Annotated in this window: 20 protein-coding genes and 1 pseudogene; 8 read left to right on the top strand and 13 right to left on the bottom strand. The window is 58.7% G+C overall.

Annotation, left to right across the window (positions count from 1 at the left end; genetic code table 11):
- Positions 1–605 precede the first annotated feature (605 nt).
- Positions 606–1,058: a DUF7832 domain-containing protein gene (locus AAC645_RS15570; protein WP_340317347.1), complete on the top strand. Its 453-nt coding sequence runs from the start codon at positions 606–608 to the stop codon at positions 1,056–1,058.
- A 108-nt stretch (positions 1,059–1,166) separates the two neighbouring features.
- On the opposite strand, the gene AAC645_RS15575 is transcribed toward AAC645_RS15570, so the two are convergent.
- The 12 genes from AAC645_RS15575 to AAC645_RS15630 all read right to left on the bottom strand — a co-directional run bounded on the left by AAC645_RS15575 (position 1,167) and on the right by AAC645_RS15630 (position 15,171).
- Complete coding sequence (locus AAC645_RS15575; protein WP_340317348.1) at positions 1,167–1,577, bottom strand: hypothetical protein; 411 nt, start codon at positions 1,575–1,577, stop codon at positions 1,167–1,169.
- A gap of 918 nt (positions 1,578–2,495) precedes the next feature.
- Positions 2,496–2,795, bottom strand: coding sequence for a putative quinol monooxygenase (locus tag AAC645_RS15580; RefSeq protein WP_340317350.1), 300 nt, complete (start codon positions 2,793–2,795; stop codon positions 2,496–2,498).
- A gap of 55 nt (positions 2,796–2,850) precedes the next feature.
- Positions 2,851–3,243, bottom strand: coding sequence for an EthD domain-containing protein (locus AAC645_RS15585; RefSeq protein WP_340317351.1), 393 nt, complete (start codon positions 3,241–3,243; stop codon positions 2,851–2,853).
- Positions 3,244–3,294: 51 nt separating this feature from the next.
- Positions 3,295–4,521, bottom strand: a complete 1,227-nt coding sequence (locus AAC645_RS15590; protein WP_340317352.1) for an aromatic ring-hydroxylating oxygenase subunit alpha — start codon at positions 4,519–4,521, stop codon at positions 3,295–3,297.
- Positions 4,522–4,718: 197 nt separating this feature from the next.
- A complete protein-coding gene (locus AAC645_RS15595; protein WP_340317353.1) occupies positions 4,719–5,771 on the bottom strand; it encodes an NAD(P)-dependent alcohol dehydrogenase in 1,053 nt (350 codons plus the stop codon).
- A 91-nt stretch (positions 5,772–5,862) separates the two neighbouring features.
- The gene (locus AAC645_RS15600) at positions 5,863–8,109 is read right to left on the bottom strand and encodes a TonB-dependent receptor (protein ID WP_340317354.1); all 2,247 of its coding nucleotides are present in this window, start codon (positions 8,107–8,109) and stop codon (positions 5,863–5,865) included.
- A gap of 154 nt (positions 8,110–8,263) precedes the next feature.
- Entirely contained in the window at positions 8,264–9,727 is a 1,464-nt protein-coding gene (locus tag AAC645_RS15605; RefSeq protein WP_340317356.1) for an acyl-CoA reductase, read from the bottom strand.
- Position 9,728: 1 nt separating this feature from the next.
- Entirely contained in the window at positions 9,729–10,994 is a 1,266-nt protein-coding gene (locus AAC645_RS15610; RefSeq protein ID WP_340317357.1) for a phenylacetate--CoA ligase family protein, read from the bottom strand.
- 295 nt (positions 10,995–11,289) lie between these two features.
- On the bottom strand, positions 11,290–12,222 hold the full coding sequence (locus tag AAC645_RS15615) for a GlxA family transcriptional regulator (protein WP_340317358.1): 933 nt from the start codon (positions 12,220–12,222) through the stop codon (positions 11,290–11,292).
- A 130-nt stretch (positions 12,223–12,352) separates the two neighbouring features.
- Complete coding sequence (locus tag AAC645_RS15620) at positions 12,353–12,487, bottom strand: hypothetical protein (RefSeq protein ID WP_340317359.1); 135 nt, start codon at positions 12,485–12,487, stop codon at positions 12,353–12,355.
- A 293-nt stretch (positions 12,488–12,780) separates the two neighbouring features.
- Complete coding sequence (locus tag AAC645_RS15625; RefSeq protein ID WP_340317360.1) at positions 12,781–13,299, bottom strand: hypothetical protein; 519 nt, start codon at positions 13,297–13,299, stop codon at positions 12,781–12,783.
- 93 nt (positions 13,300–13,392) lie between these two features.
- Positions 13,393–15,171 (bottom strand): chloride channel protein, encoded by a 1,779-nt coding sequence (locus AAC645_RS15630; RefSeq protein WP_340317361.1) that lies wholly within the window; start codon positions 15,169–15,171, stop codon positions 13,393–13,395.
- Between the two features lie 130 nt (positions 15,172–15,301).
- On the opposite strand from AAC645_RS15630, the gene AAC645_RS15635 reads away from it, so the two are divergent.
- The 5 genes and pseudogenes from AAC645_RS15635 to AAC645_RS15655 all read left to right on the top strand — a co-directional run bounded on the left by AAC645_RS15635 (position 15,302) and on the right by AAC645_RS15655 (position 19,015).
- Positions 15,302–15,766, top strand: a complete 465-nt coding sequence (locus tag AAC645_RS15635) for a MarR family winged helix-turn-helix transcriptional regulator (protein WP_340317362.1) — start codon at positions 15,302–15,304, stop codon at positions 15,764–15,766.
- Between the two features lie 244 nt (positions 15,767–16,010).
- Positions 16,011–16,208, top strand: a pseudogene (locus AAC645_RS15640) (glutaredoxin); the annotation flags it as partial.
- A 57-nt stretch (positions 16,209–16,265) separates the two neighbouring features.
- Positions 16,266–16,730, top strand: a complete 465-nt coding sequence (locus AAC645_RS15645; RefSeq protein ID WP_340317364.1) for a four-helix bundle copper-binding protein — start codon at positions 16,266–16,268, stop codon at positions 16,728–16,730.
- 145 nt (positions 16,731–16,875) lie between these two features.
- Complete coding sequence (locus AAC645_RS15650) at positions 16,876–17,745, top strand: mechanosensitive ion channel family protein (protein ID WP_340317365.1); 870 nt, start codon at positions 16,876–16,878, stop codon at positions 17,743–17,745.
- 82 nt (positions 17,746–17,827) lie between these two features.
- The gene (locus AAC645_RS15655) at positions 17,828–19,015 is read left to right on the top strand and encodes a cation:proton antiporter (protein ID WP_340317366.1); all 1,188 of its coding nucleotides are present in this window, start codon (positions 17,828–17,830) and stop codon (positions 19,013–19,015) included.
- On the opposite strand, the gene AAC645_RS15660 is transcribed toward AAC645_RS15655, so the two are convergent.
- Positions 18,999–20,345, bottom strand: a complete 1,347-nt coding sequence (locus tag AAC645_RS15660) for a chloride channel protein (RefSeq protein ID WP_340317369.1) — start codon at positions 20,343–20,345, stop codon at positions 18,999–19,001. The genes AAC645_RS15655 and AAC645_RS15660 overlap by 17 nt on opposite strands.
- Before the next feature lie 713 nt (positions 20,346–21,058).
- On the opposite strand from AAC645_RS15660, the gene AAC645_RS15665 reads away from it, so the two are divergent.
- On the top strand, positions 21,059–21,691 hold the full coding sequence (locus tag AAC645_RS15665) for a tyrosine-type recombinase/integrase (protein WP_340317370.1): 633 nt from the start codon (positions 21,059–21,061) through the stop codon (positions 21,689–21,691).
- 440 nt (positions 21,692–22,131) lie between these two features.
- Positions 22,132–22,899, top strand: a complete 768-nt coding sequence (locus AAC645_RS15670; protein ID WP_340317371.1) for a glutathione S-transferase N-terminal domain-containing protein — start codon at positions 22,132–22,134, stop codon at positions 22,897–22,899.
- Positions 22,900–23,006: the final 107 nt, after the last annotated feature.

Genomic DNA, 23,006 nt, shown 5'->3' on the forward strand with positions numbered 1-23,006 from the left:
TGAGCCGGCAGCGACCCGATCGCCTGATCCGCGAGCAACGTCCGATCCTGCCACGAGCCGACTTCTTCAACACAATCGACCCACTTGCAGACGTTTGCCGTTTATGGGAACTTCCGCCATGGCCAGCCTTCTCGGGGTTAATCCACTCCTCTTCTATCCTTCCCTCGCCCTCGTATGTGCGGCGGCAGCCTCATTTCTCCTCGTCCAAATCAAGGATCGAAAGTGGCGGTGGCGCTGCCTTGTGCTCTTGTGCCTACTACCTGTTGCGGCATTTTTTGTAGCTCGCGACTTAAACGGCTGCGCCCCCGGACATACGAATATCGCAATCGAAAAGCGGCAAGAATGTTGGGGAACATATGGCTTCGGCGGCGTCCTGTATTTCACCATTCTACTACCCGCGTGGCTGGTGGCCGTCGGAGTTGGAGTGATCCTCCGCCGCCTATCCGCAACGTGAAGGTCCGCCGTCCATCCTTTCTCACCAGAATGGATGAAACGAAAGCGGTCGACCCAAGCTGGTCGTAACGCGCAGGACTAAGAACTGCTGATTGCAGACGTTCGCGAACGATGGCACGTCGCTCCGACCATATGTGGGAAGGTGGAGACCGGTGCAACTAGGAGATGCTGAAACTGGCCTTTTGGAAGACTGCCACGAGGACTGGCGGGCGCTATGGGAGGTCATTGCCATATTCGTCGCATGGTGCGTGCTGAACGGAATGGCAAGCGAACTACACACCGACGATAGCGCTGAACTTCTGGCCAAGCTGAAGGCTCGCAACATCAGTCCGGCCCAGTGGTTTATTGCCGCCTGTGACGAAAAATTCACCGAGGAAGACTTAACTAAGGAAGGCAATGCGTTCGCGGCTGCCTACTACGGCGCTGGAGGCGATCTGGCATCCGATCCCAATGCCTACCTCGCCGACTACGAGAAGGAATTCTCGGAGACTGAAAGTCTGTACGATGTTTCTGACACTTGGGAGAGTTATGACCGGATCGCTCCAAAAATCGCTTTGAGGCTCAAGAGGCGGCCGAAACCGCCCTGGTGGAAGCGCTGGTTCTAATGTCCGCCATCCACCCTTTAAGACATAACGCACCAGAACGGATCAAACGGCAGGGGCTGACCCATAGCGCGACATTTCGAGGCGCTTCACGCTCTACGGTAATCCACGTCAACTGGGGCCTGGATAGGCCGCCTTGGCCTGTGCTTCGCTTTCCTTCTCTATGTCGGAAGCGTGCTTAGCGAGGGTAGCGGGAAGTGATCCGGCTTGGCCCTTCCACGGGTTCGTGCTGATGCAATAGCCGCTGAAATTGCCGCATTGACGGACTTCGCCGGTGCGGCTGTCGACCACGACGATGATCTCGCTATCGTCACCGAGCGTTGCCGCCTTCGGGTTCTTCTGGCCTGCGTTCGGCGGCTCCTGGCGGACGAGGTGTTCCCATAAGCCGTTGGCCGAGTAGATGCCGATGCCGAAGTAGCGACCTCCCTGGCGTGTGTCGCGCTCGGCGTCGACGACCGCCTCCCTCTGGCATCCGGCGAGCGCAATCGTGGCGAGGACGAGCGCAGCTACAGATTTCTTCATCGATTACCCCTCCCGAGCAGGCTGCATAATAACCGGGCAATGTCCGCTAACCACCCCTTTCAGATATAGCGCACCAGAATGGATGGAACGGCAGCGATCGACCCACAGTCTGACGGTCGGCGTAGCCTCGACGTCACCCGGAAGCGGTCGCTTAGTCGGCAGCGAGATGCTATTTAACCCGCTGAACAGACGGTGCATCCACCGCTCGGCCGAGGGAGTGCGGATATATGCGACTGCGGTCCACGGCTTTGCTATCAGCCGCAATCGGGGCTAGCGTATGCATAATCTTCGAGGCATGGTTTGCGCTCATCGATTTTGGCATTCTGCTTGGCAGCGAAGCTTTTCTTTATTCAAGATTATTTCTTTGGCCAAGCTCCATCGGGTTTCTTGGGACCGCTGCCATCCCGAATTGGTCGGCGGATGTGTTTGAAATTACAGCCATTCTCGCAGCAATCAACGTGGTCATCTATGTTCTGGCCGGACTATCAGTGCATGGACTGATTGCAATGTTCTCGTCCGCAAGGAGGGGGGCTAAGCGGTTCGGTTAGGCAGCTATCCCCTTCCGCGGCCCAAAAGCTGTCTGTCTCAAATCCTGAAGAGTTTCGGACGCCGGCAGGCGTACGAAACTCTTCAGGGAACCTGCCTGTACGCTTTCAGGAAGGCTGATAGCCAAAGCGGACTCCCGTGGACCGGCAGGGTCAATATGCCGGCTTGGCTCTGGGCAATCATATGGCGTCGGGTGGCTTGACCGGACGTGCGGCAGGAAGCGAAGCAGGGCGGCTTCCAGCACCTGCTTCGCCATGATCCGGACGCACCTGTGTATTACTGAAATGAGCTCCGGTGGCGGCTGTCGGTGAGGGTTGGGTGACGAGCCGACAATCCGAAGGAACTGCCTCTGAACTCAGCAGCCGGAGCTCGTCAAACAATCTTGACGGGCCAGCAGTCGACCTGCGGTGGCCCAGCCAAGGTCGCAGCGAACGCCTCGGCGCCCGCCTCGGTCATCCGCCAGGCGACATAGGCCTGGTAATCCTCCTTGCTGTCCCACTCTTCGATAATGATTACTCGGGAAGCATCCTCGGCGTTCCGTCGCACTTTCAGGTCGCGAAATCCTTTGAATTTGCGGGTCGCTTCGACCCCCGCAGGAAAGCCCGAACAGGCAGCGTCGGCGACCTCCGGTTTGAATTGGATGACCATGGTGATGATGACCGGCTCGCTCATAGTGTCTCCTCTTGGTTAATCCGCCGGGATGCCCGGCCTCAGGCCAGCATGTCGTCTAGCTGGCGCCATTTAGTCCCTTCCCTTGAAAAAAGGTCGCAAGCCCATAACGACCCGCGCCGCGATCGGTGAATTTTTCTTCGTCTTCCGATATCTCGCGCGCGAATTCGGGATCCTGCGCCACCTTTATCAACTCGTCCCGTGCGGTCTCGTCCTTAATGGTATATATGCTGACGGCGTCATAGTCGCAGCCTGGGGTGGTTTTAGCGGGATCGGATTCTGCTCCACGTAGAAAATCATATAGATCGCTCGGATAGATACGAATGAAGCCGGACATGAATGGGCCGATCCATTTTTCGTTGAGCGGAATGTGCACATTTTCATAGTGCGCCACGAAGTCTTCGTGGCTCATGCCCCGCTTGCGCTTCATGAAAACAACCATTCGTTGCATGATATGATCTCCTGTGTCGGTTTGGAACCGCTAGGCCCCCTCTCGACAGAGCTATGCCATGTCGTAGGAGCTCTGCCCTTCGCCCAGGGCTTCATCGCCCAAAGCCTTGCGCATAGTCTGGTGGAGGTGATGAATACCTATCTCGTTGCGCCCGAACGTGAGATGCTCCTGTGCGCCTGAGAGCAGCGTCTCTTGCGAACCTTGGACCACGGGATAGTCTTCGTCGCGGACGGTCTGATGAGTCAGCGCCGACCAGTTCCGGGTTTCATCCTCGATGGGCGTGCCGATGAAGGCGGTGCTGACCATCGTGCGCGAGATTGTGATCGATGTCTCCGGGCTGTTGCCGGGCAGGACCTGATTGATGAAGATTCGCTCTACCGGCTCAGCCCCGGCCTCTCGGGCGCCCGAAAAGGCCGTATCGCTCGCAAATGCGAAGAATGTGCTTGGGAAAAAGGTAAAGGCGAGCTGCACATAGCGCTTCAGATCCGCTGTCGATGAGGGATCGCACTTCTCGATCCCCAGGGCCGGCGTCATCGTCCACGTGTGAGGGCCGTATTTCGTCCAGCTCAGAATGTTGGGATATACAAAGCTGCCGAAGCTTTTGGCATGCAGGCTGATGAAATGATAGGATTCCAGATAGCCTTCAAGAGCCAGCTTCCAGTTCGCGGCGGGTAGCTCGATCTGGTTGACGGTCTGCAAGCGGTCGAGACGACATTTCGCCAACAGATTTTGCATCTCCGGTCCCAGATGCTCATCAAGATTGAGCGCCATCCCCGGAGTGAGCATGCCCCAGATCAGACCCGCGCGTTCTTCTACGGCAAGCTCAGTCAGGCCATAACAGCTCTTGTCGACATCGCCGAAGAGCCGGTTCTCAGGCAAGGCGAGGAGCCTACCGTCCAGCCCATATGTCCAGGCATGGTAGATACAGGTGAAGCGCGGTTGCTTGCCCTTGCCTTCCTCGACCACCTTGGCGCCACGGTGCCGGCAGGCATTGATGAACAGTCGCACCTCGCCCGATTTCAATCGCGTCAGGAGCATCGGCACGCCGACGCGGGTCATCGCCCAATAGCTGCCTGGTTCGGGCAGCTCGCCCGACAGTGCGAGCATCAGGGGTGTCGTCCGGAAGAATCTGACTTCCCGCTCCCAGCGGTCACGATCCGTATAGTCCGTCACGGGCACCTTGAGAATGGCGGGCGCAAGCGTCGGCTCATTGCGCCCGATAAGATCCATAAGGTCATCATAGTAAGAGCGTAGCTCTGGGTGATTGAAATCAGTCATGTCCTAACCTCATCATAATGCCTGTGCGTCGCACCGCTGCACACGCCATAAAGGTCTAAAGTATCCACCCATGGCGGTTCGGCGAGTGCATCGGGAGGGATTATCTTCTTGGAAATCCGCTCATCCATAAGCCACCTGCGTATCTTTCGTTCAACTCCTGGAGTTCCAAACCTCGGGCGCCGTGCCCCGAAGAAATATCAAGCCGCGATAGTCGAGTTGTCGATCACGAAGCGATATTTCACGTCGTTCTTCTGCATCCGCTGATAGGCATTCTCGATGTGCTGCATCGGGATAATCTCGACGTCGGCGACGATCTCGCGCTCCGCGCAGAAATCGAGCATCTCCTGCGTCTCGGCAATACCGCCGATCATCGAGCCGGCGATTTGTCGCCGCCTGAAGATGAGGTTCACAACATCGGGCGAGGGGTGCCTGTGCTCGGGGGCGCCGAGCAACGTCAGCGTCCCATCGCGCTTGAGCAGCGATGTATAGGCGTCGAGGTCGTGAGCCGCCGCCACGGTGTCGAGAATGAGGTCGAAGCTGTTCGCGTGCGCCATCATCTCGTCCAAGTTTTGCGACATGACAACTTCGTTGGCGCCGAGCGCGAGCGCATCCTCGCGCTTGCCTTGCGAGGTGGTGAAGGCGACGACGTGGGCGCCCATAGAACGGGCAAGTTTGACGCCCATGTGGCCAAGGCCGCCGATGCCTATGACGCCCACCTTTTTGCCCGGGCCGACATTCCAGCGACGCAGCGGCGACCAGGTTGTGATCCCCGCGCAGAGCAGAGGCGCGACCGCAGCGAGTTGCTCCTCTGGATGGTTGATCCTGAGGACGAACTTGTCGTCAACGACGATCCGCTGCGAATAGCCGCCGAGCGTGTGGCCCGGCGCGTCGGGGGTAGGAAAATTGTAGGTGGCTGTGAACCCGTTCTCGCAATATTGCTCGAGGCCCTCGTCGCACGAATGACAATGCTGGCAGCTGTCGACAAGGCAACCGACGCCGACCGTGTCGCCGACCGCGAAGGCAGTGACCTCCGCGCCGACAGCGCTAACATGACCGACGATCTCATGACCCGGTACGCACGGGTAGAGCGTGTTTCCATGTTCATCGCGCACCTGATGCAGGTCGGTATGGCACACGCCGCAATAGGCGATATCGACCTGAACATCTCGCGGGCCAGGCGCGCGGCGGACAATATCGATCGGCTCTAGCGGCTTGTCACCTGCATGGACCCCATAGGCTTTAGTGACCATGTCTTTCCTCTCTCAATGGCTTATGACCGGCGGGAAATCCGGGGCGCGGAACGAAGACGTTCGCCGCGCCCCGGGGCGATATGCCGAAGGATCAGAAATTGAATCCAACCGACGCACCATAAGTTATGGGTTTTGCGAAGACGCCGCCAAAGCCGAACGCAGTCGCCAACTTGAACATCGGGTGCCGTTCATTCGTCAAGTTATCGCCCCATATCCGGACGAAATATTTATCGCTGGCAAGATGCCACGTCATGGAAGCAGACAGGTTAGACCATGACGAGATGGAGGTTCTCGAAACAAGAGGCTGCGTGTCAAAACCATCATTATAGTAATAAGTTGTGCTCAGCGACAATCGAGATGTGTCCGATATATATATATTGTAATCGGCGCCCAGAGTCAGCGTATATTTAGGAGCGAAGATGACGTTCGCGCCAGACGCGTCGACCAGGCTAGTGGCTGCGCCGCCATTTGGTGCCGGTGCCTGAACGGACGCTCTCTCATATCTGCGATATTTAGCGTGCAGATACGAGCCGGACGCTCGCAGCGATAAATTATCAGTGACTGCGGCCGTGAAGTCGGCATCAAAGCCGTAGTGCCTCGAGCTCGCTGCGTTCGCAATATCCGAAGTCAGGGTGCGCCCGTCGATCGTCGCGACGAGAATATTCTTGTAATCATAATAGAAGGCCGAGATGTTGGCCCGGATCCGCCGGTTGAAGAACTCGCTCTTGATACCGGCTTCGTAAGCATCGAGGACCTCGGGTCGGACCGGTTGGGGCTGACCAGCCGCCGATGCTGGTTTCAGGGGATTGTATCCTCCACTCTTGAACCCTCTATTATAACTTACATATCCGAGAATATCCTCTCCGAACTTGCGATCGTAGGAAAAACGCCAGGTCGGCTTTTTGAACGTCCGCCCTGTATCCGCACTCCGGCCGGCAATTGCCACCTCCTCGCCGGCTTTGTTCACATAATAGGTCTGGTTGGTCAGCGTCTTCTTGTCGACCGTGTAACGAATACCGGCAGTGACTCGGTCGGCATCGCTCAGCTGATATGTGAGCTGGGCAAAGGCGGCGTAGGAAGTGGTGGGGATCCTAGCGTAGAAGCGGGTAACCGATGGCGCGACAAAAGGGATGCCGGAAAGGGTTGCCGGATCAAACACGCTTGAGACCCCGGAGCGCGAGTCAGTCGGGACGCTCCGCGTGACATTGCGATAATAGAACAGGCCGCCGATCCATGAAAACGGCCCGTCTCCTCTCGACATCAGTTGCAGCTCCTGGGAAGCGGCGTGCCCTCTTTCCATTTGGAAAGCGTATGAGAGAGGCGCACTTGATCGATCGCCATCGGCGACCGCCTGCGACTTCGATTTTTGATAGCTGCTGATCGAGACGACATCCACGCCATCCGCCAGTTCGTATTTTATCTTGGCAAACGCCACTTTGGACTCTGCCGACAGCTCCGGCGTAAAATCCCATGAGGACTGATAATCCCCGGTTGCAACGATAGTGCCGGCTGGGAGAGCGACATGTTGACCTTCAAAAAGGTGGACCATGTTCGGCGCATTATTCTCCGTGCGATATTGCAAGTACGTCGCTTCAACGTCAAGCTTGTCGGTTGGAGACCAGATGATCTTTGCAAGGGCTGCATATTGGTTGACGGCGCCCTCGGTGCGGCCACCAACGATATCCTTGATATACCCGTCATCCTTGCGATAGGAACCCGACATCATCACTCGTAGGGTATCCGAAAGCGGATAGGCCACGCTTGCGCGGGCTGCCACCTCGTTATACCGGCCGTAGCCGATCTCTGCCGAATATTCGGGGTTCGCCCCGGGCGCGCGCGTCGACACGCTGATGGCTCCGCCAGTCGCATTGCGGCCAAACAGAGTTCCCTGGGGCCCCTTGATGACCTCAACCCGCTCGATGGCGCCCAGCTCGAACACTGCCGCCGTCTTGGAGGCAAGATAAACACCGTCAAAATAGACTGCCACTGGATTTTCCAGGCCAAATGAAGCGATATTGGAGCCCACACCTCTGATGAAGGGCTGGAACGACGCGACAGTCTGATACGTAACGAGACCTGGTACCACCGTAGATAATTTCATTGTGCTGCTGATATTTGCCCGACTTAAACTTTCCGCTGTCATTGCGGTGATGGCGATGGGCACATCCTGAAGCCGCTCACTTCTCTTCTGCGCGGTGACCACAATGTCTTCCAACCCGCCAATCTCCTGCGCTGCGGCAGGCGCCTGAGCAGTATCCACTGCTTGCGCCGCCGCCGGTGATGCGGTCATGACGGCGACCGCACAAGCCGATCCCAATAGAATGGATTTCCTGTTCATTACATCCCTCCTTTGTTTTTTATTGACTTAATAATTCACAAATCCTGATCAGATTCGTGTGCTATCATTCTGATGATACCGAAACTAACCGGACGTATTCAGCCGCTCCCTGTCCACTAGGGTCAGGTGAATTGGCCTTCGGACCGCTTCGATGTCAGGGCCATTTCTCTGCCGATGCGGCAATGACCTCTTTGATATAGGTTTTTTCTCGAGTTTCTTCCATGATCCAACGGCACATGCGTCGCATTGGCTCAATGCCGTCCTGAGGACCTGAATGAACCACTAGGGCCGCGCCCCCCAACGAGACTATGCGCTGTGCTCCGTGCAGCGAGAGCCGATCACGCAGCTTCTTCTTGAGATTTTCGGGATATATTCCGATTGTCTGGGTGTAATTCGTCACCGCCCGTACCGGGATTTCGATGTCGTCGATCGGAACGATGTTGGCAACGCGATTGTTCAGCATCGGAGCGAAGTCGACTGGCTCGTCTATTTGGGAAACGATCACCCCGCCGTCCGCTCCTCCACCGAAGATCCTGTGCCAATCACTGGTCATGCGAAGAGCGTTCACCTCATCAGCCAGTTTGGGATCGGGCCTGACCGCTGGGCCGCTCAATCTTGGCGGGAGCGCCCGTAGTTGCTCCATCACCATTTCGCCGAAGCGATTGGCCTTGTTCAGCCCTGCGTCGTCTGTGCCGCACTGGGCATAGATGACACGTGCGTTGACACAGCCTTCCTGGTTGAACACGCCAACATCGAGCGCCGCAAGCGTTGCAACATCTCGCATTGTCGCGTCGTCGACAAAGGCTTCTCTGCCGATAATAGTCGAGGATAGCTTGGGATCTAGGGTGATAAGGTCGATGCCGGGCTGCAGATATCCGGAGATGTGGCGGATGGACGCAACACCACCCCAAGCAATGATCTTCTCGATATTGGCAGGCCGATAAAGCCGCTCCTCGAGCGCCTCGTCCCCGCCCTTCCAGTAGGCAACGCTTATATGGCGCGTGATCGGGTGGTCCGGCGCCATGTCGATCATGGTGCGGGCAATTGCCGCTGCAGTCATGGGATCGTTGGACGGCGTCTTGATGATAGCGTCGCTGCGCGTGATCGCATTGCGCGTGATCGTGACCGCCGCGATTTCGGGGACGTTGCCGGCAGTGATATGGATCGCGCGGGCGCCGAATGCCCGGATGGACGCCCCACCCGCATTACCAAGCGACTGATCGACCCATCCTTCAAGATGGTCGATCCCGATTGTCCTGTCGGCAATCTCGGTCAGAAGGTTGCGGTCGAATAGCCTGTGAATCGTCGTATAGCAGTTGCGCAGGATAGCCTCGGACAGGCCAGACGTCCTTATCGACATTTCCAGAGCCTGTTGCATATAGTCATTTTTATCGAGCTGAAGCCTGGCCCCGAGTTCTTCGAGATAATCCAGTATGTCCACAAAGCTGATGGCGTATAGATCAGACATGGCCGACGGCCGACTGAGAACAAGATCATTAGCATATTTATAGGCTGATGGCGTGGTGAACGAAGTCGCCCCGCCGCGACCGCCAAACTCGACATCATAGGCTTCGATCACCTTGCCGCGGATGATCAGGGGAACCTGGAACTCAGCCATCTTAATTCTCTACCGAAGCAAGGAGGTACGCAAGGGCGTTGTCATGTGCTTCAGGGGCGCCAGCGCAACTGATCTTGTCATCACCACCCTCTTCCTCGGTGTATCGCCTGATACTTTCCTTCTGGAGCGCCGGAGTAGTGCGACCGCAGGCGCAGTAATCGTAGGACATGGTGACCTTGTCGCCGCTCAAGAAGCCACCCCAATATGTTGTCGCGCCCAGATCGAACACGCCGAAGCGGCCGGTTTGCATGCCTTCGCGTGGATAGGGAGCACCTGTTTTGGGATCGAGGATAAACGGTATCTGGAACGGGTGGAGGTGGTAATGACCATGTTCGCAAGACCGGACCGCTGCGATACATTCCGTCATGCCATAGCCCATGCGCGGATTATCGACACCGAGAAATTCAGCTATCGCCTCTTCCCAGTTTTCAGGCGGAGTGGCGCCTTTCCACCCGCCGCCGAACATGATGTTGCTATTCGGCGAAAAGACGTGGGTCATGCCCTTGGCCTTCGCGGCCAGTGCAACGTCCAGCAACTGGCCCAGCATCGTGAGCATCGCGACAGACTTGCCGCCATAAGACTGAGCGACGGTGACAATGAAATCCAGCAGCCGAGCGGACGTGTCGGTCATGCTGCGGATCAACTCATCGCGCCGAGCCATCAACTTGGGAGAGATGCGAACTTCTCCCAGTTCACCCTTTTGCCCTCTAAGCTGCAGCCGCCCACCCAGCGCGAGCGCGTCTGCGCTCATCCGGCCGTCGTTCATGGTGACGTATTTTGCCTGGTCCCCGGCGAAGACGGTTTCGACGACGCGATTGAGCATGCGCACCACTGCCATCGCCGAAGTGCGGTAACCCGGATAGATGATGGGCACGTCCTCCACCTTCGGTGCATCGGCCCCCAGTGCGTCGAACGCACCCTCATGGGACAGGCGCCAGCCCTGGACCATCAGATCCATTTCCACCATGCTGCGCGGCAGGAATGACAGCTTGCCGGATGTGCCGGACGAGTGGACGACGCGGATCGACGTCTGCTCGTCGAGCCGGTCGATCCAGTCGTCGATGGTGTCGATCCCCGTGAGGTCGACGCCAGATAGATCGACCGTGGTCAAACCGCTGAGCCATTTCGTCAGCCGATCAAATTGCGCCTTCTCCACGAAACTGGCAGGATAGGATTTGTAAACGGAATGCTGAAAGAGAAGCTTGGCAGCATCATTCACTTCGGCAATTTCTGATACGCCTTGTTCGTTTGCCAGCTTGTCAAGCATAGGCAACTTCGCTCTTAACTCAGCGAACCTCGACCTAATTCCATCGACATGGATCTCTTTTATAGCAGAACGCTCTAATGAATGAAGATCTGACAGCGATCTATAGTACAGACCCGCCCACTGATCGTCCGGATTGACATGCAATCCCCATCGCGCAGCCTGCATCATATTATCGGTCATCGTTGCCTCATCCAGATCTATGTCTCTGGATAAAGATTGATGTTGAAGGGCGCGGTCGTCAACCGGGCAATAAATGTGTTCCTAATTTAAGGGGTATGCCGCCGGAACGCTGGGCCTACTGACCGCGCCTGCCCACAACTGCACGCATCTCCTGCGGCGGAACCCCGAACGCTCGCAAGAAGGCGCGACGCATTCGCTCGCTGGTTACAAAGCCGACCTTTTGAGCAGCAGCGGCCACCGAGACATGAGGATCTGCAAGCAGCGCCAGCGCCTCCTCGACGCGGACTCGCTCGATCGCTTTCGCCGGCGTCTGGCCCAGCGCCAAGGTGAAGGCGGGTATGAAAACGCGCTGCGCCATGCCCATTCGTTCCGCCAGGTCCTCCACGCTGAGGGGACGCTGCAGGTTGACCCGGGCCCACCCCATCAGCGCCTGGAAAGCTTTTATGCTAGCTTCTTCCCTCATGCCGTATCCGGGGCGCTGAAAACTCATCAGCTCTCGGGTTGCGCGCTTGGCGACGTCATGGCCGAAGTCTTCTTCGACGATTCGCGCCGCGATCTCCAATACGGCCGCGCCCGTGATGGAGGTCCAGAACTTGCGATCCCTCACGATCAGCTCGTCACTGCAAACATCGATCGAGGGATAGCGCTCGGCCAGCTCCTTTTTCAGGGACCAGTGCGTCGCAGCACGATGGCCATCCAGCAGGCCAGATGCAGCGAGAACCATCGGGCCGGTAGATACAGCGCAGATGTGTCGGCATTGCGCGCCCTGCGATCTGATGAAGTCAGCGATCAGAGGGGAGCATTCCGCATCGCGGAAACCATACCCCCCCGTGACAAAAAGAATGTCAGATTGCTCCGCCGCGCTGAAGGAAATCGAGCTGACTTCGACCCCCGCAGATGCCCGGACCAGTCCTCCATTCGATGACAGAATTTTTGGATCGTAGCCGGGCACACCGTAGCCGCTACTAGCCTCGAAAATGGATAGCGGCCCCGCGACCTGGTGAAGCTGGAATCTGTCGAACACGACGAAGCCGACCTTGAACAGCATTGGACCACCTACTCAGTTCGATTAGCCTGCGCGGTCATCCAACACTGCACTGTCTAACCGATGCCAAGACTAGCTTTATCAGCCGCCCAGCGCCAGCCTGGCATCTGGATGCGCGTAATGAGCCGGTGACCTAAGCCAATACTGAAGCGGCAGCCATTTCCCACAGGCGCATTGCGCGCTCCAGATCATAGACCTTGGGCGAAAAGATGATCTCGCTGGCACCAAGTTCTTCAAGCGCTTGAATCTCATAAGAATTATTAAGCACGTGTCGACATCGTCGGTAACTAACGTGATCTCCAGCGCGTCCATACGCGGATGCCAAAAAGAGTGTCGGGCCCATTATGTATCGAGGCGCGCTGGCGATCCGGTCTCGCACGCGGCGGAACCCTAGGGACGGGGTGGAGAGTTAAAGGGCTTTGAAGTGGGAGATAAGTCATGGCTGACGGTTCCGGCCTGCGAAATGCCGCCGAAATCGCTCACAACAACGCCCCCATCAGCCGAATGAGAGCGCCGAGTACCGTAAGGCCCGCGAGGCCCTATTGGCCGAGGAGATCGAACTCAACCGCCGCATCGCGCGCGTCGCCGCACAGCGCCGCGCCTTGTCGTGAAGCCGACGGGAAGGTGGCGATGGGCCGCGGCATCGAGCCTTTCTTTGGGATAGGCCTCGCGGCGGATCCGCTTGGCGACACGCAGCAACTGCGCCAGGTCAGGTGCGCGTGCCTCTCCAACACAGGTGACGATCGCCGGGTAACTCCAGCTAGCCTGTGTTCGGCACGAAGACCGCACAGGATCGGCCTTGGTGAATCCCTGCCTGTGGGATTTGCGCCATTCGATGCCCGCAAACCATGCCAGGACAGCTGCCGGCACCATGAAGATCATCACCATGCGGCAGAACTCGCTGACGCGGAGTACTGCGGCGGCAAAAGGCAGCAGCACCAGCAATATCACGGGAATTCCGAGTTCCGGATGACCGACCAGTTTGAATCCGCTCCAGCAGAGCCAGCCGAACAGCGCCGCCACGAAGAGACTGCCCACGACCAGTCCGACGGATTCGAAGATGATAGCGATGAGGTTCATTGTGGCACCCTGGTCAGCGGCGCCCCGCCCGCCGACAGGATATTATATCGTATAACGATATTAATCAAGCTGTCCCGGCTGGTGGGGTGGGATTCAGTCGCTGGGTGCTGCGATATCGCGATGTCCGGCGCCGGGCCGGAAAAAGGCATGGCGGCTGCTCTCGGAATGCGCCACCACCGCTCGGACCTGCAACAGATCCTTGCGCGTTATCAGACCGACAAGGCAACCTGTGTCAGCGTCGGTCACCGGGATACGCCCCCGACCTGTTTCCAGCATGATGTCGACGGCGTCGGCGACCAGATCGCCGGCATGGACGATGGCCAATGCCGCATCGGAAATCCGGTCAGCGAGGCACTCGTCCTCATGGCCACCCTCGGCGCGCCACAGCAAGGCATCGCTGCGAGATACCAGTCCGATAGGTCTGCCCCGGGAGTCTACTACCGGATAGATGCGGTGTCGGCCGGATGCCAATATCGTCACTGCGTCGGGCACGGTCAAATCGGCCGCCAGCGTCTCGACGTCACGCACCATAACCTCCTGGACGCGCGTCATCTGATAGGGATCAATGCCATATTCCCGGGTTATGTGCTGGCCGCGCCGGGCGATCTTCTCGGTCAGGATCGAGCGCTTGAGCAGCAGCACTGTCACCGCGTAGGCGGCCGTCGTGGCGGCGAGCAACGGTGCCAGCATGCCGACGTCGCCGGTAAGTTCGACAGCGAAAATCGCCCCGGTCAGTGGCGCCCGCATGGTTCCACCGAGCATGGCCGCCATGCCCAGCAGGGCCCAGAATCCCGGTGTCCCCGGCAGGGCAAGCCCAACCAGCCAACCCAATGCGCCGCCTATGATCAGCAAGGGTGCCAGCACGCCCCCCGACGTCCCGGATGAAAGCGCGACCAGCCAGATCACCGTTTTGACGAGCAGGATTCCGAGGACCGCCTGCATCATCAGATGGCCGGTCAGAAGATCGTTTATGACGTCATAGCCGACGCCGAGAACCCTTGGTTCGACCAGACCGCCCAAACCTACGATCAACCCACCGATTGCCGGCCACCACATCCAGTGGATCGGCAGTCGTTCGAAGCTGTCCTCCAGGCTGTAGAGCAGCGTCGTCAACAGGCTCGACTGAAGCCCTGCCAGGATGCCGACCGCAGCGCACGCCATCAACCCCCACCAGGGCAGAAGCGAGTCGCCGGAGAAGGCGAAGAGCTGACCTGTGCCAAACAGCATCGGCCGCCAGCAGCTTGCGGTTACCGCCGCCGCGGCCACCGGGATGAAGCTGCGCGGCCGCCATTCAAACAACAATAGTTCCACTGCCAGCAGCACCGCTGCGACGGGTGTAGCGAAGATTGCGGTCATGCCGGCTGCGGCACCTGCCACCAGCAGCGTTTTGCGCTCGGCCGCACTGAGATGAAAGCACTGCGCGAAAAGCGAGCCGATCGCGCCGCCGGTCATGATGATCGGTCCTTCCGTACCAAAGGGGCCTCCGGTGCCGATCGAGAGAGCCGAGGCGATCGGTTTGAGCAGAGCGACCTTGGGCGACATGCGGCTTCCGCCGATCAGGATCGCCTCGATCGCTTCCGGGATGCCATGCCCGCGGATCTTTTCCGAGCCGAAGCGCGCAATAAGGCCTATGATGACCCCGCCCAGTACCGGTGCCACTACCATCCACGGCGTTCGCGCGGCTTGGGCCATGGAGCGTGACACGAGATCAATTCGGCCGAACCAGACGATGTTCGTTACCAGCGCTATCAGCTTGACCAGCATCCAGGCGGCGAAGGCGCCCCCGCTGCCAACGACCAGCGCCATTACTATCAGCGCCAACATCCTGCGATCAGCCACGAAGTCCGAGAGCGGCCGCTTACGCGCGCTCATGCTGGACTTATCTGAGGAATGCATATTGCGAGCCGTTACGCCATTGATCATGAGACTTCCTTCGAGGGCAGCGCCATATATATCGTGACACGATATTATCTAGCCTCGAAATACTTGGGCAGGAGCAGGCATGGCAGAGCAATTTCAGCGGGACGGCACAGGGCTTTCCAGGGCGGATTATTCAGCCATCGCCGCCTTCCGCTATCAGCTGCGCCGTTTTCTGGCCTTCAGCGAAGGGGCTGCCGCGGCCGTAGGCCTCCCGCCTCAGCAACATCAGGCCTTGCTCGCCATTGCGGGGCATGTGGGATCCAGTCCACCAACTATAGGGCTACTTGCCGAGCAGCTTCTGGTCGCCCCTCACACAGCCGCCGAACTGGCAGCCCGAATGGTCGAGTCGGAACTGCTCGCCAAAGTGCCATCGGCGCAGGACCGCAGGAGGATGGAGCTCTCGCTGACACCGAAAGCGCAGAAGTTACTGAGTGAGTTGACGTCGGCTCATGCGGAAGAACTAAAAACGCTCGCCCCCGCGCTCGCACGTGCGTTAGGCGGCCTCGGCACGGCCAAACCCAGCGAGCAGGGCTCGTCACCACACTGATAGGGAGGCTTTTTGCGGACGGTCCGACTGTCGCCGCAATGAGCCCGCTTTTGCGCAGCGGCGACACTGGCCTATCATCGATTTGGCTCCAAACGCCTTTACCTCCTGGCGCGCAACGGGAGTTTTCTCGGGCTTTCTTCGGTTAGAAAAACCCTCATCGCGCCTGATTACCTCAGCGACCTGCCTGTTTCGGCCTGAAGAAGCCTGTTTCTGCAGCCTGCTCCGTGTTCAAGTGATTGGAGAATGGATTTCGATACCGATCGCGATCGCGATCGCGATCGGCACGATAGGGGCCGTGTTCGTGTTCAAAGCCGTCTACATAGACCAACGGGAGCTCAAATGCGCGTGCGTGGGCGGCTCTTCCACCGTGCCGCTCGGCCTCGTGTCGTTGACCGAGAATCTGATGATGGTCGCCATGGCCGCGTGGATGCTGGTGATGTGATCCGTGCGGGTTCGGCCCACGGCAGCCGCTCCCGTCATCGCACCCGTGGAACCTTCGATGGGTCAATCCTTTCATGAGCATGGGCCGGAGGCCTTCCAGACGATGCTGGAGATACCCATGCACCACATCCAGGAGACGATTGCTTCCTACCCGCACGTGAAAGGAAGCACCAATGATGCCCGGATCCGCTGCCTAGAAGAATGCTATTCCTGCGCGCAGACCTGCGCCTCCTGTGCAGACTCCTGTCTAGCAGAGGAAATGGTGCCCCAATTGCGTCAATGCAGCCGCCTGAACCTCGATTGTGCCGATATGTGCCTGGCAGCCGGATCGCTCGCCGCCCGCCGCATCGACAGCAGCGAGCGGGTGATCGTCACTGCGATACAGGCTTGTGCCCTCGCCTGCCGCAGCTGTGCCGAGGAATGCGAGAAGCACGCATCCGCTCATGAACATTGCAGGATTTGCGCCGAGTCCTGTGGCCGTTGCGAAGAAGCCTGCGATGCGGCAGCCAACTCGATTCACTGAACGTTGATCGGTGGTCGGCCCTTCAGTCGCAGGAGTACCAGCTATGCGATCGTCCGGTGCTCTGAAACTCTTTGGCGTAAATCTGGTCGGTGCAACCCCGGAAAACGCTCGGAAGCTGCTTCTTACATTTCTATTCGTGGCCCTCATGCTCGTTCTGGGTTGGCTCGGCCGGAAGGTCGCTGGCGACGGGCGAGCGGGTCATGCAGGAGGGCGGTTCCGGTTCCGGTTCCGGTTCTGGTTAAGGCAGGCGATCAGCATCGCGGTTGCGGCGCTGCTGATTCTCGGCATCGTTTCGATCTGGTTTGACGATCCCACACGGCTCACCACAGCGGTTGGGCTGGTGACTGCCGGCCTGGCGTTTGCGCTGCAGCGCGTGATCACCGCGACCGCCGGCTATTTCGTGATCCTGCGCGGCAAGACGTTCAATGTCGGCGACCGTATCGTCATGGGCGGCGTGCGCGGGGATGTCATCGCGTTGAGCTTCATGCAGACCAAGATCATGGAGATGGGCCAGCCGCCGTCCGTCGACAGTGCGCAACCCGCGATGTGGGTCCACAGTCGCCAGTTCACGGGCCGGATAGTGACCGTGAGCAACGACAAGATTTTCGACGAACCGGTGTACAACTACACCTACCATTTCCCTTATGTCTGGGAAGAGATGCGGCTGCCGATCAGCTATCGGGACGATCGCGCGGCGGCCGAACAGATCCTGCTCTCAGCGGCCCAGCGGCATGCCGTCGACGGTAGACGGATGGGCGCCGACGAGCGCGACCAATTGGAGCGGCGCTACGGCATTCCGATCGGCGACACCTCACCCAAAGTCTATTGGCGGATCACGGACAACTGGCTCGAGCTGACAGTGCGCTTCCTGTCGCCCGATCACGGCACCCGGGAGATCAAGGACGCAATGAGCCGTGAGATCCTGAGCCAACTCGACGCTGCGGGTATCGGGATCGCTTCGGCGACCTATGAAATCACCGGCTTGCCGCCTCTCGAAGTGAAGCAACATGACTGAAAGGTCCCGCTGATGATCTGAGGCCTCGCAGCGCCTCAGGGACAGGCTGGCAGACCGATTCGCCGACGCTGGAGGGAACACAATGACGGAAAGGCCGATCGTGGGGCTGGGCCTGATCCTCCTCGTCGCATCGCTGGTTGCAATCATTTCGCGGCGATTTCGCCTTCCCTACAGCGTTGGATTGGTCACTGCCGGCATCGCGCTAGCGTTCGGCCCGTATAAGCTCGATCTGCGGCTCAGCCGGGACCTTATCTTCATGGTGTTCCTGCCGCCCTTGGTGTTCGAAGCCGCTCTCCAACTAAAATGGAAGCACTTCTGCAGGAATCTTCCGGTAACGCTGCTGCTGGCGTTCCCAGGCGTGGTGATTGCGGCAGCTATCGTCGCGGTTGGAACGCATCTCCTGCTGGGCTGGAGCTGGATGGGAAGCAGTTTGTTTGGCGTGTTGATCGCCGCCACCGACCCGGTTTCGGTCATCGCTGCCTTTAAGGAGATGCAGATAGATCGCCGGCTGAGCATGCTCGTCGAGTCGGAAAGCCTACTGAATGATGGCTCCGCCGCAGTCGGCTTTGGAATGTTGGTGTCGATCGCCGCTGGCGCTGAGGCGACCCCGCTCGCGATCGGCGGAAGCCTGTTTTGGACTGTTATCGGCGGTATCCTGTTCGGGGCACTGGTTGCCGGCCTCCTGCTGCTCGTCGCCGGTCGCACAGAGGACCACATGGTCGAGATCACGCTGACGACGATCGCCGCCTATGGCTCATTCCTCCTGGCTGACCATTTCGAGATGTCGGGCGTACTCGCCTCACTGACCGCTGGGCTGCTTATCGGCAACATGGGGTGGCGCGGGCCCATTTCGGAAAATGGACGGGAGCATGTGAAGGCATTTTGGGAATATGCGGCCTTCCTAGCGAACTCGATCGTATTCATCCTGATCGGCGGTCACGAAGTCCAGCAGCCTTTGTCCGCCTATGGACCCGCGGCGGTATTAGCGATCGCGCTGGTACTGATGGGCCGTGCCGCGGCTATCTACCCTCTATGCGCTCTTGTCGCGCGGGCTAACCACCCGATGGACATGCGCTATAGGCACGTCCTGTTCTGGGGAGGCCTGCGCGGTGCGCTCGCCCTGGCGCTGGCCTTGGCCCTTCCAGCCGCGTTGCCGGAACGCCAGGAGATCATTGTGGTAGCGTTTGCTGTCGTCGCCTTCTCCATCTTCGCGCAAGGGCTGACGATGCCGTGGCTCGTCCGTCGGCTCGGCCTTATGAAGGCTGACTAGCGTACTGATCTTCGCGCGCGAGAAGCGGCTTCAGGAACGGCTTGGCCAATCCGTGATAGAGGCGCTCGGTACAGACCAGCGTACTCACGACATCGGCGATAAGCGCCGTCGCGAACAGCGGGATGATCATGCCGCGGCTGGCGGTTGCTTCACTGATAATGATCACAGCAGTAAGCGGAGCTCTCACCACGCCAACGAAATAGCCCATCATCCCGAGCAGAATGACGGCTCCGGCTGGCTCTCCCGGAAACATCGCGGTGAGCAATTCTCCGACGCCCGCACCGACGGAAAGCGATGGAGCGAATATCCCGCCGGGCGCACCGCTGAGCGTGGTTGCCAATGCAGCGATGAATTTTTCCGGTCCGAACCACATTGAGCCTGCATGTCCTTCGACTAGGGCTTTGGTCGCGCCATAGCCTGTGCCCCATGTCGCGCCCGAACTCGCAATACCGACCACCGCAACGACCACGCCGCACACGGCGGCGAGCCAGACGGGTCTGGCTTTCACCCGCCGCAGCCCGCGCGCGGAGGCAGCGTTGAAGCCCAGCACCAGGCGCGAGAAAAGCCCTCCGGCGAGCCCACCCAATATACCCGCAATCGGTGTGATCATGAGCACGGAGCGCACGGCGAGCGTCTGCCGCATCGCGCCGAAATAGATGTAATCTCCCGCAATGCCGAGGCTCACCAGGCCAGCAATCATCACTGCCGCCATGACGAGTACGGCCACCCGCTGCTCATAGGCCGAGGCCAGTTCTTCGATCGCGAATGCCACGCCCGCCAATGGCGTGTTGAAGGCCGCTGCCACCCCCGCCGCTCCTCCGGCAATCAGCACACCGGCCGTGATCGGCACTCTGAAAAGCCGGTGAACAGCAACCATGATAGCCGCGCCCACCTGTACCGTCGGCCCTTCGCGCCCCACGGAGCCGCCCGCCAAGAGCATCGCGATCGTCAGGCTCAACTTCGTCAGGCCAGTCTTCAACGAGACGAGCGGTCCAGTGCCCGCATGCTTCGGATATCTTGCCGCGGCGATCACCTGGGGGATACCAGAGCCCCGCGCATCAGGCGCCCATCGCTTGGTGATGTACACCACCGCCGCAAAGGTCAGCGGGGTGACCGCAAGAGCGGCGTAAGGAAAACGAGCATCAAATCCGGCAAAGATATGCTGAGCCAGATCGCCGAGCTTCGCAAAGGCAATCGCCGTCAGGCCAAGCAAGATCGCCCCCAAACCGGTGGCTACGCGGCGACGGAACACGTCCAGCGTATTACCATCGGCCCAAGCCTTCTTGTTTGGCTTCACCAATGACGAGAAACGACCGATGACTTTCGCCATGCTCATCAACGCTCCCACATGGCCTGAAGGATGCACCGTCGGGCCTTTAACGGCCCATCCAACGCTTTGCTCTCCCGGCAGAGCACGCCCTAGATAGCCACCTTGCCGCATCGAGCAGAGGCGATGCGCACAGCGGCGCTGATGAACGCCAATAGCCACAAGGGCAACCCCCAGGCGCCGACACTTCCAAACTGCTGACATCAGCTATGCCACCTATCTCTATGGCTACCCGGTCCAGCTGATCATCGCTCGGACGCATCCCGACTATGGCTGGCTGGCCCAGGTGAGTTGCCCTTCTGGTCAGCTCGGCGATGGGATGGCTCGTAGAAAAACCTCTAGACCATTTCGCGGTCAACCGGGGCGTTCTGATCGAGGCATTCTCGCGGGCTGTGGCCGAGGAGAAGCTGCTGCTTGGCGCGCCCGACTTAGAAAGGCGCGCTGTGCTCCAGCGCCAAAAGGTGAGACGTTGCAATTCTCGGTTCGGCTAGACGATGGCGTGCTGACAGGCATGAACAGACGACGGCTTTTGAGGAGGCACGCCTTATGCGGAAACGACCGAAATGAAGGCGTGAGCTGCCGTTTGAACGATCCTTCGGGGAAACGGCAGCTATACCACGGGGACACCCCGAAGCTGCCTGACCGGACACGGCCCACATCCCGCCCCGCAGGGCATAGTCTCTCCTTGAGCCATTTCCGGCTCGAGGAGAGATGTCATGGGAGTTTCAGATTTCGATCCTGCCGCGCGGGAGCGCCGGCCATGGAACGTCGGTAATCAAGTAGGCGCCAAACGGCCGCTCAAGCCGCGTGACGTTTGGGCGATCCGCTTCTTTCTCGACGAACACCGGCGATTGCGCGATCGAGCGCTGTTCGACTTGGCAATCGACAGCAAGCTGCGCGGCTGCGACGTCGTGAAGATGAAGATCGGGGACGTCGTCGCGGGCGGCAGTATCCGAAATCGGGCAACGATCGTTCAGCACAAAACCGGCCGTCCGGTGCAGTTCGAGCTGATGCCTGATTGCCGCAACAGCCTGCTCGCATGGCTGCAGCGCCGAGGTGGTTGCCTGGATAACTTCGTCTTTCCGAGCCGGGTCGACTACCTCGGACACCTGAGCACTCGGCAGTATGCCAGATTGGTAGACGAGTGGGTGGTGGCAATCGGGTTGGACGTCCGCGAGTATGGCACACATTCGTTGCGCCGGACAAAGGCGTCGATGATATACAAAGCGACTGGCAATCTCCGGGCCGTGCAGATCCTGCTGGGCCACAGCAAGATAGAGAATACGATACGCTACCTTGGGGTGGACATCGATGATGCCCTCACGTTGGCTGAGCGTACCGAAATCTGACAAGGCAGCCCCTCGTGCAAAGCGAGGGGCTGATTCTGGGCCGGAAGCTGCCAGGACGTTTTTGGTTGAGATCAAGCGGAAGCAGAACTTCGTTCAGAGTCGCTGACTCTTGTTCGGTAAGCGGCAGCAATCACCGCTGACTAGTCGCTAAGTTCGGCGAGATGTCCGATCATGTTTGCTGATCGACCGGATTCTTTCGTCGACGATGCTCTGAGATAGCAGACGACTACCGTCTTCCAGGACCCGTTCCGACCGGCCAGGACCATGGCTGGGAGTTAGTCCGCCGACATCCGATGCGTCCTCCTTTAACAAGAGCGACGCCCATTAAAGGGAATCAGCTGTTTCCGAGACATCTGCTCTGATATGGAGCTCCAAGGACCACGGTCAACCGGTCGGCGCTCGCGCGTGAGAGCTTTCTGATAGTTTCACGAGGGGATTTTATGTACGAGCTTTATTTCCATAAATCACCAAATACCTACAAGCCCGCAATCATGCTGGAAGAGCTCACGATAGAATATCAGACACGTCTCGTCCAAGTTGGCAGAGGCGAGCAGTTCTCTCCATCTTTCGTCGAGATTTCACCTAACAGCAAGGTACCAGTACTTATTGATAACGAACCTGAAGGAGGTGGAGAGCCGATCGTTCTTTTTGAGTCCTGTGCAATCCTTCTTTACCTTGCCGATAAGCATCGCCGCCTCATCCCGAGCTCACCGCGAGGGCGTGCCGACGTGTTGAAGTGGCTGTTCTGGCATGCTGCGTCACAGAGCCCGATGAATGGCCAATGCGCGCATTTCCGTATGTTCAGCCCCGAAACGACCTATGCAGTCGAACGCTACTCGCGCGAAGTCCGGCGGCTCATGGCAGTCCTGGAAAATCGCCTTCTGCAAAGCCCGTTCGTCGGAGGGGCAGAGTATAGCATCGCCGACATTGCCTGTTATCCGTGGCTGGACAAAGCGCGCCTGGCCCTGGGGCTGGAATCGTTGGACGAATTTCCTAGTGTAGCGATATGGTGTAAGGGGATTTCGGAAAGGCCGGCTATCCAGCGCGCTGTCGATCGATTCGAGCGCGACGAACAGGGCGGTACCAATCTACAGGAATTTGCAAAGAATATGTTCGGCCATAATGCAGAACAGGCCGAACGTGCAGCACGGAACGCACGCGAGACCATCAACCGCATGGGGCTACACTTGGCGGATGATAAAAATTAGACACAATAGATACAATCAATTCGGAGATATCTGTTTTAGCTCCACAGGATTGAACTACTCGGCAATGAGTATAGATCTACGCCAGAAATTTGATCAATGGGATGATA

Source organism: Rhizorhabdus argentea, assembly GCF_037861105.1.
Taxonomy (GTDB): domain Bacteria; phylum Pseudomonadota; class Alphaproteobacteria; order Sphingomonadales; family Sphingomonadaceae; genus Rhizorhabdus; species Rhizorhabdus argentea.